Origin of the sequence: Streptomyces sp. NPDC098789, assembly GCF_044759975.1 — a bacterium.
Classification (GTDB): Bacteria; Actinomycetota; Actinomycetes; order Streptomycetales; family Streptomycetaceae; genus Streptomyces.
In genome coordinates this window covers 1-14,169 of record NZ_JBIWAJ010000002.1, presented here as the reverse complement: position 1 = coordinate 14,169, position 14,169 = coordinate 1, and the positions used below count along the sequence as shown (strand labels likewise).

Below are 14,169 nucleotides of genomic sequence, written 5' to 3'. Positions count from 1 at the left end.
GGATCAGCAGACCAGTGGGCGGACCAGCGAGCGGACCGGCCGATCAGCGGATTTCGAGGATCTTCTCGCGCATCGCGTAGACCACGGCTTCCATCCGGGAGTGCAGCTGGAGCTTCTCCAGGATGTTGCGGACGTGGTTCTTCACGGTGTTCTCGGAGATGAACAACTCCTTGGCGATGTCCCGGTTGTTCATCCCGGTCGCCACCAGCTTGAGCACCTCCAGCTCGCGGTCCGTCAGCCGCGGCGCGGGCACCAGCCGCCGCTCGTCGGTGCGCTGGATCATCGACTTGAACTCGGTCAGCAGCTTCGACGCCATGGAGGGGCTGATCTGCGACTGCCCGTCGGCCACGGCGCGGATCGCGGTGGCGACCTCGTCCGTGGAGATCTCCTTGAGCAGGTAGCCGGTCGCCCCGGCCTTGATCGCGTCGTAGAGGTCGGCCTCCTCGTCGCTGATCGTCAGCATGATGATCTTCGTGGAGGGGGCCACCTCCTTGATCGAGGTGCACGCCTCGATACCGCCGCGCCGGGGCATCCGCACGTCCATCAGCACGATGTCCGGCAGCAGGTCCGCGGCCTTGTCCACCGCCTCCGCGCCGTCCCCGGCCTCGCCGACGACCTGGATGTCCTCCTCCTGCGCGAGGACGATCTCCAACCCGCGCCGGAAGAGGGCGTGGTCATCGACCACGAGCACACGGATCGGTTCACCGCCCGGGCCGGTCCGGCAGTCCGCACCGTCGTCAGCGCGTGCCGGTCCGAAGCTGTCCGCCATCGTTCCTCCCCCTGCAAGGCCGTGGCCCGAATTCATGTGTGGCGCTGCCGCACGCAGCGCCCGACGTCAACCCGGCGCAGTCGGACGCCGGCTGACTGCCCGACATGATTCCATGCCCGGGGCTGCGGGCGGGGGTTGCCCAGGTGCATACGGGTGCCCCCGGTGACGAACGAGCATCACCGGGGGCGCCTCGAAGGACCGTCAGCCGCCGAGCGCTCCACCCGCTCCACCAGGCGATTCCTCCGAGCTGGAGGCACCGTCGGGGTTCACGTGAATGACGCCGTAGTCGTATGCGTGACGTCGGTAGACAACACTGGGCAACTTCGTTTCGGAGTCGACGAACAGATAGAAGTCGTGGCCGACCAGCTCCATTTCGTACAGAGCCTGGTCGAGCGACATGGGCGCCGCCGAGTGCGTCTTCTCGCGCACGATCAGCGGGCCTTCGCCCTGCACTTCGAGCGATCCGATCCGAGTGGTCGGAACCGCGTCCGCCTTCTCCTCGGTGACCGGCTCGCCGTTGCCGTTCAGCTGCGCGACGCCCGGTACGACGTCGGCGACCTCGGCCGCCGAGAGTCGACCGCTGCCGCGGCGGTTGTGGCGCTTGTCGTGCTGCTTGCGCAGTCGGGCCTCGAGCTTGTCCTGGGCCAGGTCCAGCGCCGCGTAGGGGTCTGCGGCGGCCGCCTCGGCGCGGATCACGGGGCCCCGCGAGCGAAGGGTGATCTCCACGCGGTCGGAACGGTCGGCCTGACGCGGGTTGTGTTCCTTGGACACCTCGACGTCCAAGCTGATCACCTTGGCGTCGAGCCTCTGGATCCGCTCCGGATTCAGCTTCTCGGCCACGTGCTTGCGGAACCGCTCGGGCACTTCGGTCTTGCGGCCCTTGACGACGATGTCCACGCAGAACTCCGTTCCCGGATAGCTCCGCCTCAGCGGCGAAGCGTCTCCCTTTTGCACCAGGCCCCGATGTTCACCGGAGCCTCGGACTTGGCGACTTTCACCTCCTCCTCCCCCATCGGCAAGATCACCACCCCACCGACGTCGGAGTCGAGGGGCACGCCTGCCCGATGCGGAGAAGCTCCGAAGCGCGAGTTCCTCTTCAACCGAACATATCCCTCTTCGCCGGTTGACGGCACCCGCTACCGGAACGTACCTCCGTTCAGGTGGCCATTCCCTCGTACTACCTGCAACGATGCGCCTTCCCACTCAGTTCCAAATCTATTCACCGATTTTTTGCTCTGTTCGAGTCGAAAGACCCCACCGGGGCGGCCACCACGGCCGCGCGCAACCCCGCGGGACACCCGTCGACCGCGCGCAGCGCGCGGGCCGCCTCCGCGAGGGTGGCTCCGGTGGTGACCAGGTCGTCCACGAGCACGATCCGTGCCCCCTCCAGCAGCCGCGCGCCGCCGGGCCGCACCTCCAGGGCCCCGGCCAGGTTCTCCCGCCGCTGCCGGGCCCCCAGGCCCGCCTGGTCCGCCACCGGCCGCCGCTGGCGCAGTACGGGCGCCACGCGCGCCGGGATCCCGCCCCGGCGCAGTCGGGCCGAGGCGGCCAGCGCGATCCTGCGCGCCGGATCGTGCCCGCGCGCCCGCACCTGCCACCGGGACGAGGGCGCCGGCACCAGGACCAGGCCCGCCCGGTCCCCGTCCCCACCGCCCGACCGGACGGCCGCGGCCAGCGCCCCGCCGAGCACCCCGGCCAGCTGGAGCGCCCCGCGCTCCTTGTGCGCGAGCAGCACCGCCCGCACGCCGTCCGCGTACCCGGCGCCGGCGTGCACCACGGGCAGTCCCGGCGGCCCCGGACGCGGCCGCACGACCCCCGCCCCGGCCCCGCTCAGCCCCTCCCGACACCCCGCGCACACCACCTCGCGCACCGCCCCGCACCCCGCACACCGCGCGGGCAGGACGAGCCCCGCGACCTCCCCCCACCACCCCATCCCGCCACCATCGCGCACCCCAGGCCCACCCCGCACCTCCTGTGGACAACGCCGGCCTGTGGACAACCGCGGCCGACCTCAGCCCGGGTACACCGGGCCCTTCCCCCCGGCCGCCGCCGTGCGCCACTGCGCCCCCGGCGGCAGCCACACGATGCCGTCCTCCTCGGAGCGCCCGACCACCGGTTTCTTCTCGTCCTCCGACGCCGCGACCTCCGTCAGCCCGGTCGCCCCCGGCAGGCTCGCCGCGACCATCGACCCGTCGGCCAGCACGTAGCGCGCCTGCACCACCCCGCCGTTCTCGCGCCCGATGACCAGCAACCGCCCGCGCGGGGCCCAGCTCATCGCCGTCACGCTCGCCATCTGCGGCGCCGCCGGCCGCAGCTCGCGCACGGAGACGGTCGCCGCGTCCGCCTTGTCCTCGGGCCGTTCGATCCGGCCGATGTACAGGTTCTTGCGGCCGTCCTTCGACACCAGCAGCGCGATCCGGACCCCGTCGGAGGACACCCGCAGCTGGCTGATCTGCCCGTTGTCGAGCCCCGCGACGTCCACCCGGGCGGGCGTCCCGGTCCCGCCCGGCACCCGGTACAGCCCCGGGTTCTGCGGGTCCTGGTCCGCGATCCACAGGTCACCGCGCGCGTCCCAGCTCGGGGCGGTCAGCTTGTTCGCCTTGCTGGTCAGCAACGCCGCCGGCATCGGTCCGGCCGTGGTCAGCGAGACGACGTGCAGGGCGTGCCCGTCCTCGGAGACGACCGCGGCGCGCCGCTCGTCGTAGGTGACGGCCGCCGAGCCCACCCGGAACGCGGCACCGGCCCCCGCGGTGGACAGCGGGCCCGGCACCGGTTCAGCCGGATCCTGCTGGTCCTCCTTCTCGACCGCCAGGCTCATCCGGACCAGTCGGCGGTCCTTGTCCACGTAGTACTGGAAGCGCGACGACGGCACCCGGTTGGCGATGGTGGACGCCGCGCCCTCGGTCACCGCGCACAGCGACGAGCCGTCGGAGCGCAGCAGTTCGACCCGGTCGAGCCGGGAGGTCGTCATGTCCCGCACGGTGTAGAAGAGTTGGGTCGCCATCTTCTGGCACTGCGGGTGCGCGACGTTGTCCGCCTTCTCGTTGAGCGGCACCCGCAGCGTGTTCTGGCCGTCGTACGAGAGGGACTTGGTGCCCTCGCGCAGTTCCGTTCCGGTGGGGAAGTTGGAGGCGACGACCGGGCCGAGCCACTTGGAGGGGCCGGCCAGCAGGGACCGTACGGTCTGGGTCATCGGGTCCATGCGCGTGTCCGGATCGGTGCGCTGGCGCACGTACACCGGGTCGGCGACGAGCGTCCCGTCCGCGAAGTAGTACTTGTTGACGGGCCGGAAGATCCGCTGGAAGTCGGACTCGCTGAGGACCAGGCCCCCGGGCGGAGCGGCGATCCGCCACTGCTTGTTCTTGTCCTGGACGAGCTGGATGAACTCCTCGTAGCGCCCGCCACCGGCGTCCGGCTGGTACGCGCTGCGCTCGTCCACCGTCGCGAGGCGCTTGCCGGTGACCTTGAACCGGGGCCCCTCGGGGTCCTTCTCGCCCTGGACCGAGATGCGCGTGATGCCGCCGGAGAGCACGGTGGTGGCCGAGCTGGGCTTCCAGCTCTTCGCCGCCTCCTCCGTGAGGTACTTGCGGGCGGTCTCCAGCTGCGGGTCGTCGCTGGTCATCGCTTCGAGGAAGCCGTCGACGATCTCGGGCGGGGTGGCCTTGTCCGAGGGCGGTACGCCGAACACCCGCACCTGCGAGTCGACGCCCTGGGACGCCTGCACCTCGGTGATCTCGCCGTGGTCGGGCATGGAGGCGCAGCCCGACGCCAGCAGCGCGCCGCACAGGGCGCTGCCGAGGGCGACCGTCAGCCGCCGCGCGCCCCGGTCCCTGCGGGCGGGGGATGTCGTGGGATCGGGCTCAGCGTCCACCGGTCACATCCTCCTGCGCGTGATCCACAGCTCCACCATCCGTACCGTCCACCCCACCGGCCCCGGCAGCGCCACCGGCACCCGCGTTGCCGCCCCCGCCGCCCGGCTCCGGGCTCCGGGACACCACCCGCGCCCCGGACCCCGGCAGCGCCGTCGGGTCCGCGGGTACGGGTACCGCCCCGGCGACCGCCGAGCGCGGCGGGATCGGCGAGCGGTCCGCCGGAGCCGGCTGCGCGGCGTCCGCACCGGCCAGCCGCCCCTCGGCCGCGGCCCGCGCCCGGTTCCCGCGCGAGTCCTCCGGCTCCAGGGGGATCGGGGAGCCGCGCAGCGGTTCGTCCGCGGTCCGCGGCAGCGTGAGCCGGAACTGGGAGCCACCGCCCGGCTCGCCCCAGGCCTGGAGCCAGCCGCCGTGCAGCCGGGCGTCCTCCACCGCGATGGACAGGCCGAGGCCGGTCCCGCCGGTGGTGCGGGCGCGCGCGGGGTCGGCGCGCCAGAAGCGGTTGAAGACCCGGGTGGCCTCGCCCGGCTTGAGGCCCACCCCGTAGTCCCGTACGGCCACGGCCACGGCCCCGCCCGCGGAGGCGAGCCGGACCACCACGTCGCGGCCCTCGCCGTGCTCGACGGCGTTGACGACGAGGTTGCGCAGCACCCGCTCCACCCGCCGCGCGTCGGCCTCGGCGATGACGGGCTGGGAGTCCCCGAGCACCCGTACGCGGCTGCCCTTGCGCTCGGACAGCGGCTCGGCGGCGTCGATGACCCGGCGGACGACGTCGCGCAGATCGATCGGCTCCGCCTCCAGCGCGGCGGCGCCCGCGTCGAACCGGCTGATCTCCAGCAGGTCCGCCAGGAGCGACTCGAAGCGGTCGAGCTGGCCCGCGAGCAGTTCCGCGGCGCGCGCGGTGATCGGATCGAAGTCGACCCGGGCGTCGTGGATGACGTCGGCGGCCATCCGGACGGTGGTCAGCGGGGTGCGCAGCTCGTGGGAGACGTCGGAGACGAAGCGGCGCTGCATCCGGGACAGCTCTTCCAGCTGCTGGATCTTGTGCGAGAGGTTCTGGGCCATCTTGTTGAAGGCTTCGCCCAATCGGGCGATGTCGTCCTCGCCGGTGACCTTCATCCGTTCCTGGAGCCGGCCCGCCGACAGCCGCTCGGCGATGCCGGCCGCCATCCGGACCGGGGTGACCACCTGGCGCACGACGAACCACGCGATGGCGCCGAGCAGCACGACCACGAACAGCCCGGCCGTGGCGATGGTGGTCTTGACCAGGTTCAGGGACTCCTGCTCCTGCGTGAGCGGGAAGAGGTAGTACAGGTCGTAGGGCTCGCCGTTGATGTCGGTGAGCCGCTTGCCGATCACCAGCGCCGCCTCGGAATCGGTGCCCGGCGTGCTGTAGCGGATGCTGGAGAAGGTCAGGAAGGTGCCGGTCGCGTGGTTGACGGCCTTGCGCAGCGACAGCGGGACGCTGGCGGTCGGGTCCACGTCTCCGGAAGCACGCGCTCCGCGCACCCCGGGCCCCAGCTCACCGGTTCCGGCGCCGAGGGCGACCACCTCGAAGGCGGTCTGGCCACCACTGGCCAGCTGCTTGACCAGGGAACTCATCCAGGTGCTGGCGTCCCGGCCGACCTTGGTGTCGACCGCGGTGGGATCCGGCCCGTCGGTCGTGGAGGGCGCGTTGGCCTTCTCCTGTGCGACCGCGAAGCCGCCCGCCGCCTGGCTCTGGGCAGCCTCTTCCTTGGCGTCGAGCAGCCCCTTGCTGACCTGGGCGATCACGACGAAGCCGAGGCTGAGGACCACGGCCAGCGACATGAGCAGGGTGCCGGCGACCACCCTGAGCTGGAGGTTGCGCCGCCAGAGGCGGACAGCCGGGAGCAGCGGCCTGCGTACGAGCCGTACGAACAGCCGCAGCACGGGACCGCCGGCCGCCCCGTCAGTCATCTGACGGAGCTGCCGACCGCCCCGCAGGGCCCCCCGACGGGGGCCGCGGAGCGGCTTGCCGGGCTTCATGTCAGCTCGGTCCGGCCTTGTAGCCGACGCCACGTACGGTCACCACGATCTCCGGGCGCTCCGGGTCCTTCTCGACCTTGGAGCGCAGTCGCTGAACATGCACGTTGACCAGGCGGGTGTCCGCCGCGTGCCGGTAGCCCCAGACCTGCTCCAGCAGCACCTCACGGGTGAAGACCTGCCAGGGCTTGCGGGCGAGGGCGACCAGCAGGTCGAATTCGAGCGGGGTCAGCGCGATGGAGCCGCCGTCCCGCTTCACGGAGTGCCCGGCCACGTCGATGACCAGGTCACCGATGGTGAGCTGCTCGGGCGCGGGCTCCTCCGAGCGGCGCAGGCGGGCCCGGATACGGGCCACCAGCTCCTTGGGCTTGAACGGCTTGACCATGTAGTCGTCGGCGCCGGACTCCAGCCCCACGACCACGTCGACCGTGTCGCTCTTTGCCGTGAGCATCACGATCGGCACGCCTGATTCGGCGCGGATCAGCCGACAGACCTCTATGCCGTCCCGTCCGGGCAGCATGAGGTCCAGCAGTACCAGGTCAGGCTTGGCCTCCCGGAAAGCAGCAAGTGCCTTGTCGCCGTCCGCTACGAACGACGGCTCAAAACCTTCTCCACGCAGCACAATGCCGAGCATCTCGGCCAGCGCGGTGTCGTCGTCGACGACAAGGACGCGTCCCTTCATGGTTGACATCATCCCATTAGCTAATCGTTACCTGGCGGTGAGCTGTCCCACAGCCAAAAGGGCTGGAAATCGCCCCTCTGACCTGCGTCGTGATCCAGTCGTCCAGTCTGCCTCGGATCCGGACGACATTTGAAGGTGCGGGCCGCCCCGATATCCGGGGGGAGGGAGCCGGTCCGTCCGGAGTTCCCACGTGACACGATGGCAGCGATCCAGCGCCACCGGCAGCGCGGTACACGTGAAGGAGCGACGATGAACGACTCTCCGGGCTGGGCTACGCCCGGACCCTCTCCGTCCGAAGGCGAGCGCAACGGCGCTCCCGACGCGAACGGTACGGGGGCGCAGCCGCCATCCTCACCACCTTCACCCCAGAACCCGGCCGCGACCGAGCAGCCCGGACAGCCCGCGCAGCCCCCGGCCGACTCCAAATGGTCCGCCCAGCAGCCGCCGCCCGGCCAGTGGTCCAGCCCCGGCGCGCCCCCGGCCGCCGGTGACCCCACCGCGCCCTCCGACGGCGCCCCCCAGCAGCCGCAGCCCGGCGCGGGCTGGGGCTCGTACGGCGGCGGACAAGGCGGCCAGGGCGGCCAGTACGGCGCCCCCTACGGCGGCGGCGGCCAGTACGGCTACCCCGGCGTTCCCGGCGGCTGGGGCAAGCCCCCGGCGGCCAAGCCCGGCGTGATCCCGCTGCGGCCCCTGGGCCTCGGCGAGATCCTCGACGGCGCGGTCACCACCATGCGCACCCACTGGCGCTCGGTGCTGTCCGTCACCGCCGTCGTCGCCGTGATCGTCCAGCTCGCCACCGTGGTCTTCCAGCGCTACGCGCTGGACCGCCTCACGGCCGACCCGGACACCATCGCCGGACCCCGCGAGGTCCTCGACGCCATGGGCGGCAGCCTCACCGTCACGGCGGCGACCATCTTCATCCAGATCATCGGCGGGATCCTCGCCACCGCCCTGCTCACCATGATCTTCAGCCGGGCGGTGCTCGGTCAGTCCTCCACGGTCGCCGGCGCCTGGGGCGACGCGCGCCCCCAGCTGCTGCGCCTCGCCGGGCTGACGCTCCTGCTGACCGTCGCCTCCACCGCCCTGCTCCTCGTCCTGATGCTCCCGGGCATCCTCGCGGACAGCGCCCCCCTCACCGTCCTCGGCGGGCTCGGCGGCCTCGTGCTGCTGGCCTGGCTGTGGGTCCGCTTCAGCCTGGCCTCGCCCGCGCTGATGCTGGAGAAGGCGACCGTCATGAAGTCGCTGGCCCGCTCGGCCAAGCTGGTCCAGGGCGCCTGGTGGCGGATCTTCGGGATCTCGATCCTGACCGGCCTCATCGTCGGCGTCATCTCGATGATCATCGCCGTGCCGTTCACCGTCCTCGCCATCGTCTTCGGCGGCGGATTCGACGCCATGGTCGCCGGTGAGACCCCCGACAGCTGGGCCTACCTGCTCATCTCGGCGATCGGCGGGGTCATCGCCATGGCCATCACCATGCCGATGCAGTCCGGCGTCACCGTCCTGCTCTACATCGACCAGCGCATCCGGCGCGAGGCCCTCGACCTGGAACTGGCCCGCGCGGCCGGCGTCGAGAACTACGGGGCCAACGGCACCCCGCACCCCGGCGCCGGCGGCTGATGCGGTGATCACCACGGGGGGACCGATCACGCGCACCACGGCAGCCCTGCTGCCGCAGACCGACGAAGTACCGCCACTGACGACTCCGCGCGACGCGGCCCGCGAGGCCGCCGAGCGCGAGCTGTCCAAGCCGCTCTACCACCAGAACGACCCGAGCCCGATCCAGCGGGCCATCGACCGCCTCTGGGAGTGGCTCGGCGACCTCATGAACTCCGCGTCCGACGCCACGCCCGGCGGCCTGGTGGGGATCCTCGTGATCGTCGTCGTGGTCGCCCTGCTCATCGGCGCCCTGTGGTGGCGGCTCGGCTCCCCCCGCCGCGCCGCCACCAGCGCCGGGCTCCTCTTCGACGAGGGCGTCCGCAGCGCCGCCGACCACCGCACGAGCGCCGAGGCCCACGCCGCCGCCGGACACTGGACCGAGGCCGTCCAGGAACGCATGCGCGCCGTCGTGCGCTCCCTGGAGGAGCGCACCCTGCTCGACCCGCGCCCCGGCCGCACCGCCGACGAGGCCGCCGCCGAAGCGGCCCGCTCCCTCCCCGCCCACGGCGCGGAACTGCACGCCGCCGCCCGGACGTTCGACGACGTGACCTACGGCGGTCGCCCCGCCGACTCCGGTACGTACGGCCGCCTGCGCGACCTCGACCTCGCCCTGGAACGCGCCAAGCCCGTCCTGACCACCGCGGGAGGACCGGCCGCATGAGCACCGCCCCCACGCCGGCGCCGACCCCCGCGCCGTCGCCCACGCCTTCGCCCGCACCGGCCGCCCCGACCACCCGCGCCGCCACCTCCACCGCCATGAGCCCCACCGGGATCTGGCGCCGGGCCCGCGGCTTCCTCATCGTCGTCGCCGCCCTGCTCGTCGCCGGCATAGCCCTGGCCTCCCTGCACTCCGGCAGCCACCACGGCCAGTTCGACCCGCGCTCCGCCGACCCCACCGGCAGCCGGGCCCTCGCCGAGCTCCTGAAGCAGCGCGGCGTCACCACCCGCGTCGTGACCACCACCGCCGAAGCCACCGCGGCCGCCGGCCCCGGCACCACCCTCCTGGTCACCGAACCCGACCTGCTCGGCGAGGAACGCCGAGCGGTCCTGCGCACCGCGATGGACCTCTCCGGCGGCCGTACGGTCCTGCTCGCGCCCACCGGCCGCGCCCTGGCCGGGCTCACCCCCGGCGTCCGCCTCAAGGGCACCGCCCACGACACGAACCTCTCCCCCGGGTGCACCCTGCCCGCGGCCACCGCGGCCGGGCGCGCCTCGACCGGCGACGGCCTGCGCTACACCACCGACCTCCCGCTCGCACAGTCCTGCTACCCCAGCGGCTCCGCCGCCACCCTGCTCCGGCTCCCCGGCGCGGGCGGCGCGGACACCGTCGTCCTCGGCTCCGGGCTGATCCTCCAGAACGAGACCCTGGCCGACGAGGGCAACGCGGCCCTCGCCCTGCAACTCCTCGGCTCCCGGCCGGACCTCGTCTGGTTCATCCCCTCGCCCGCCGACAGCGCCGACGGCGTGCGGGAGCAGGACAAGAGCTTCTTCGACCTCGTCCCCGCCGGCTGGGGCTGGGCCCTGCTCCAACTCACCGTCGCCGCCGTGCTCGCCGCGCTCTGGCGGGCCCGGCGCCTCGGCCCGCTGGTCACCGAGCGGCTCCCGGTCGTCGTCCGCGCCTCCGAGGCCACCGAAGGCCGCGCCCGCCTCTACCGCAAGGCCGCGGCCCGCGACCGGGCCGCCACCGTGCTGCGGGAAGCCACCCGCGAGCGCCTGGCCGCGCTGGTCGGCGTACCGCCCGCGCACGCCCAGGACCCCGCCGCCCTGCTGCCCGCGGTCGCCGACCGGCTGACCGACGCCGAAGGCGACCTCCCCGGGCTGCTCTTCGGCCCCGCTCCCTCCGACGACGCGGCACTCGTCGCGCTCGTCGATCACCTCGACGCCCTCGAAAGAGAGGTCCGTACCTCATGACGGCCACGCCCGCCGACGCCTACCAGGCCGCCCCCGCCCACCCGGACGCGGACCGCGCACGCGCCTCCCTCGAAGCGCTGCGCACCGAGATCGGCAAGGCCGTCGTCGGCCAGGACGCCGCCGTCACCGGCCTCGTCGTCGCCCTGCTGTGCCGCGGCCACGTCCTGCTCGAAGGGGTCCCCGGCGTCGCCAAGACCCTGCTGGTCCGCGCCCTGGCCGCCTCCCTCGACATCGGCACCAAGCGCGTCCAGTTCACCCCCGACCTGATGCCGAGCGACATCACCGGCTCGCTGGTCTACGACGCCCGCTCCGCCGAGTTCTCCTTCCAGGAGGGCCCGGTCTTCACCAACCTCCTCCTCGCGGACGAGATCAACCGGACGCCCCCCAAGACCCAGGCGTCCCTGCTCGAAGCGATGGAGGAGCGCCAGGTCACCGTCGACGGCACCCCGCGCCCGCTCCCCGACCCCTTCCTCGTCGCCGCGACGCAGAACCCCGTCGAGTACGAGGGCACCTACCCGCTGCCCGAGGCCCAGCTCGACCGCTTCCTGCTCAAGCTCACCGTGCCGCTGCCCTCCCGCACGGACGAGATCGACGTCCTGGCCCGGCACGCTGCCGGCTTCGACCCCCGCGACCTCGACGCCGCCGGAGTGCGCCCCGTCGCCGGCCCCGCCGACCTCGAAGCCGCCCGCCGCGCCGTCGCCGCCACCACGGTCTCCCCCGAGATCACCGGCTACGTCGTCGACATCTGCCGCGCCACCCGCGAATCGCCGTCCCTCACCCTCGGCGTCTCCCCCCGCGGCGCCACCGCCCTGCTCTCCACCGCCCGCGCCTGGGCCTGGCTGACCGGCCGCGACTACGTCACCCCCGACGACGTCAAGGCCCTCGCCCTGCCCACGCTGCGCCACCGCGTCCAACTGCGCCCCGAGGCCGAGATGGAAGGCGTCAGCGCGGACGCGGTCATCACCGCGATCCTCTCCCACGTCCCCGTCCCGCGCTGATGGCCCTCACCGGACGCGCCGCCCTGGTCGCGGCCCTCGGCGCGCTCCCCGTCGGCCTGCTCGAACCGAGCTGGACGGGGATCCTCGCCGTCAACGGACCCCTGGCCCTGGCCTGCGCCGTCGACTACGCCCTCGCCGCCCCGGTGCGCACCCTGCGGCTCGCCCGCTCCGGCGACACCGCGGTGCGCCTGGGCGAGGGCGCCGAGGTCCACCTCAGCGTCACCAACCCGGGCGGCCGCACCCTGCGCGCCCGGATCCGCGACGCGTGGCCCCCGAGCAGCTGGGTCCCGGACGCCGAGGCGGCCGCCTCGCGGCACGCCCTGACCGTCCCCGCGGGCGAACGCCGCCGGGTCACCACCCGGCTGCGGCCCTCCCGCCGCGGGGACCGCCGGGCCGACCGCGTCACCGTCCGCTCGTACGGCCCGCTCGGGCTGATGGCCCGCCAGGGCACCCACGTCGTCCCCTGGACGGTCCGCGTCCTGCCCCCCTTCACCAGCCGCAAGCACCTCCCGTCCCGGCTCGCCCGGCTGCGCGAACTCGACGGCCGCACCAGCGTGCTGACGCGTGGTGAGGGAACGGAATTCGACAGCCTGCGGGACTACGTGCCCGGCGACGACACCCGCTCCATCGACTGGCGGGCCACCGCCCGGCAGAACAAGGTCGCCGTCCGCACCTGGCGTCCCGAACGCGACCGGCACATCCTGATCTGCCTCGACACGGGCCGTACGTCGGCCGGCCGCGTCGGCGACGCCCCGCGCCTGGACTCCGCCATGGACGCGGCCCTGCTGCTCGCCGCCCTCGCCACCCGCGCGGGCGACCGCGTGGACCTGCTGGCCCACGACCGGCGCACCCGCGCCCAGGTCCAGGGCCGCCCGCCCGGCGACGTGCTGCCCGCCTTCGTCAACGCGATGGCCCCGCTGGAGCCCGAACTCGTCGAGACGGACTCCCGCGGCCTGGTCTCCAGCATCCTGCGCGGCGCCCCGCGCCGCTCCCTGGTCGTCCTGCTGACCAGCCTGGACGCCGCTCCGATCGAGGAGGGCCTGCTCCCGCTGCTGCCCACCCTCACCCAGCGGCACACCGTCCTGCTCGCCTCCGTCGCCGATCCGCACATCGCCCGGATGGCCACCGCCCGCGGCACGGTCGACGCGGTCTACGAGGCCGCCGCGGGCACCCAGACCCGCGCCCAGCGCCGCCGCACCGCCGACCAGCTCTCCCGGCACGGCGTCCACGTCGTCGACGCCACCCCCGACACCCTGGCCCCGGCCCTAGCCGACGCCTACCTCGCCCTGAAGGCCGCGGGCCGCCTCTAGGGGGAGGCTGGCGGGGCACCCACCAGGAGGACACCATGGCCGACCTCACCCCCGAGCAGATGCGCCGCATGCACGATTTCGCGGAGACGCTCGCGGAGCTGGCCGAACACCAGGAGGACAGCTGGAAGGTGCAGACCACCGACGGTCAGATCTCCCTCACCATGATGAGCCCCACGGCTCCGCACGGGCTCAACGTGGTCCGGCTGCGCCGCCAGATCGAGGCCCAGACACCTGAGGTCGTCGCGCTGGGCGGCACGAACATGGGCGATCCGGTGACCGGCCTCACCAAGGTCCCCGACCTCATGGTCATCGCCGAAGAGGACACCGACGACACCGCGAAGGTGGTCAACTCCCGGGATGTCCTGATGGTGGTGGAGGTCGTCTCGCGCACGAATTCCCTCACTGACATCCGCGACAAGCTGCACGACTACCCGAGGATGGGAGTGCCGCTGTACGTCGTCGTGGACCCCCGCAAGGACAAGAAGAGCGTCACGGTGCACAGCGACCGCTCGGAGGGCCCCGACGGCATCCGCTACCGCAAGAAGGTTCCGTACGCCTTCGGGGACACCGTCACCGCCGGCCGCTGGACCCTCGACACGAGCAGCCTCAAGAGCTACCCCACCGATTGGTAGGGCGCGGCCGTATTCCTCACGGAATGGGTCCGGAACGCAGAAAAGCCCCGCACCATAAGGTGCGGGGCTTTCCCGGAAAAATTGTTCGGCGGCGTCCTACTCTCCCACAGGGTCCCCCCTGCAGTACCATCGGCGCTGAAAGGCTTAGCTTCCGGGTTCGAAATGTAACCGGGCGTTTCCCTAACGCTATGACCACCGAAACACTATGAAGTTAACCAAACCGGATATAGGCACAGTTCGTTACTTCAGAACTAACACAGTGGACGCGAGCAACTGAGGACAAGCCCTCGGCCTATTAGTACCAGTCAGCTCCACCCGTTACCGGGCTTCCACATCTG

General features: G+C 72.7%; 12 protein-coding genes and 1 rRNA gene. 6 read left to right on the top strand and 7 right to left on the bottom strand.

The window, feature by feature from the left end; all coding sequences use genetic code 11:
- Window positions 1-43: 43 nt before the first annotated feature.
- The 6 genes from ACIQWR_RS04310 to mtrA form a co-directional block, all read right to left on the bottom strand.
- Entirely contained in the window at window positions 44-769 is a 726-nt protein-coding gene (locus ACIQWR_RS04310) for a response regulator transcription factor (RefSeq protein WP_354383978.1), read from the bottom strand.
- A gap of 201 nt (window positions 770-970) precedes the next feature.
- Window positions 971-1,666, bottom strand: coding sequence for a ribosome hibernation-promoting factor, HPF/YfiA family (gene hpf, locus ACIQWR_RS04305; RefSeq protein WP_404005062.1), 696 nt, complete (start codon window positions 1,664-1,666; stop codon window positions 971-973).
- Window positions 1,667-1,988: 322 nt separating this feature from the next.
- On the bottom strand, window positions 1,989-2,702 hold the full coding sequence (locus tag ACIQWR_RS04300) for a ComF family protein (RefSeq protein WP_404005060.1): 714 nt from the start codon (window positions 2,700-2,702) through the stop codon (window positions 1,989-1,991).
- Between the two features lie 78 nt (window positions 2,703-2,780).
- On the bottom strand, window positions 2,781-4,640 hold the full coding sequence (locus ACIQWR_RS04295) for an LpqB family beta-propeller domain-containing protein (RefSeq protein ID WP_404005059.1): 1,860 nt from the start codon (window positions 4,638-4,640) through the stop codon (window positions 2,781-2,783).
- Window positions 4,630-6,645, bottom strand: coding sequence for an MtrAB system histidine kinase MtrB (mtrB, locus tag ACIQWR_RS04290; protein ID WP_404005058.1), 2,016 nt, complete (start codon window positions 6,643-6,645; stop codon window positions 4,630-4,632). Before mtrB ends, ACIQWR_RS04295 begins: the two co-directional genes overlap by 11 nt.
- 1 nt (window position 6,646) lies before the next feature.
- A complete protein-coding gene (gene mtrA / locus ACIQWR_RS04285) occupies window positions 6,647-7,336 on the bottom strand; it encodes a two-component system response regulator MtrA (protein ID WP_354383973.1) in 690 nt (229 codons plus the stop codon).
- A 237-nt stretch (window positions 7,337-7,573) separates the two neighbouring features.
- Between mtrA and ACIQWR_RS04280 the strand changes: the two genes are divergently transcribed.
- The 6 genes from ACIQWR_RS04280 to ACIQWR_RS04255 are packed head-to-tail and all read left to right on the top strand — an operon-like array spanning window position 7,574 to window position 13,831.
- Window positions 7,574-8,941, top strand: coding sequence for a hypothetical protein (locus ACIQWR_RS04280; RefSeq protein WP_404005057.1), 1,368 nt, complete (start codon window positions 7,574-7,576; stop codon window positions 8,939-8,941).
- 4 nt (window positions 8,942-8,945) lie between these two features.
- Window positions 8,946-9,641, top strand: coding sequence for a DUF4129 domain-containing protein (locus ACIQWR_RS04275; protein WP_404005056.1), 696 nt, complete (start codon window positions 8,946-8,948; stop codon window positions 9,639-9,641).
- Window positions 9,638-10,891 carry a DUF4350 domain-containing protein gene (locus ACIQWR_RS04270; protein ID WP_404005055.1) on the top strand — a complete coding sequence of 418 codons (1,254 nt, stop codon included), beginning with the start codon at window positions 9,638-9,640 and terminating at the stop codon, window positions 10,889-10,891. The genes ACIQWR_RS04275 and ACIQWR_RS04270 overlap by 4 nt, the downstream gene beginning before the upstream one ends.
- Window positions 10,888-11,889 carry an AAA family ATPase gene (locus tag ACIQWR_RS04265; RefSeq protein ID WP_404005053.1) on the top strand — a complete coding sequence of 334 codons (1,002 nt, stop codon included), beginning with the start codon at window positions 10,888-10,890 and terminating at the stop codon, window positions 11,887-11,889. The genes ACIQWR_RS04270 and ACIQWR_RS04265 overlap by 4 nt, the downstream gene beginning before the upstream one ends.
- Window positions 11,889-13,199 carry a DUF58 domain-containing protein gene (locus ACIQWR_RS04260; RefSeq protein WP_404005052.1) on the top strand — a complete coding sequence of 437 codons (1,311 nt, stop codon included), beginning with the start codon at window positions 11,889-11,891 and terminating at the stop codon, window positions 13,197-13,199. The genes ACIQWR_RS04265 and ACIQWR_RS04260 overlap by 1 nt, the downstream gene beginning before the upstream one ends.
- 35 nt (window positions 13,200-13,234) lie before the next feature.
- Window positions 13,235-13,831 (top strand): Uma2 family endonuclease, encoded by a 597-nt coding sequence (locus ACIQWR_RS04255; protein WP_404005051.1) that lies wholly within the window; start codon window positions 13,235-13,237, stop codon window positions 13,829-13,831.
- 83 nt (window positions 13,832-13,914) lie between these two features.
- Here ACIQWR_RS04255 and rrf read toward each other — a convergent pair.
- Window positions 13,915-14,031: ribosomal RNA gene (gene rrf / locus ACIQWR_RS04250) — 5S ribosomal RNA — on the bottom strand.
- Window positions 14,032-14,169: the final 138 nt, after the last annotated feature.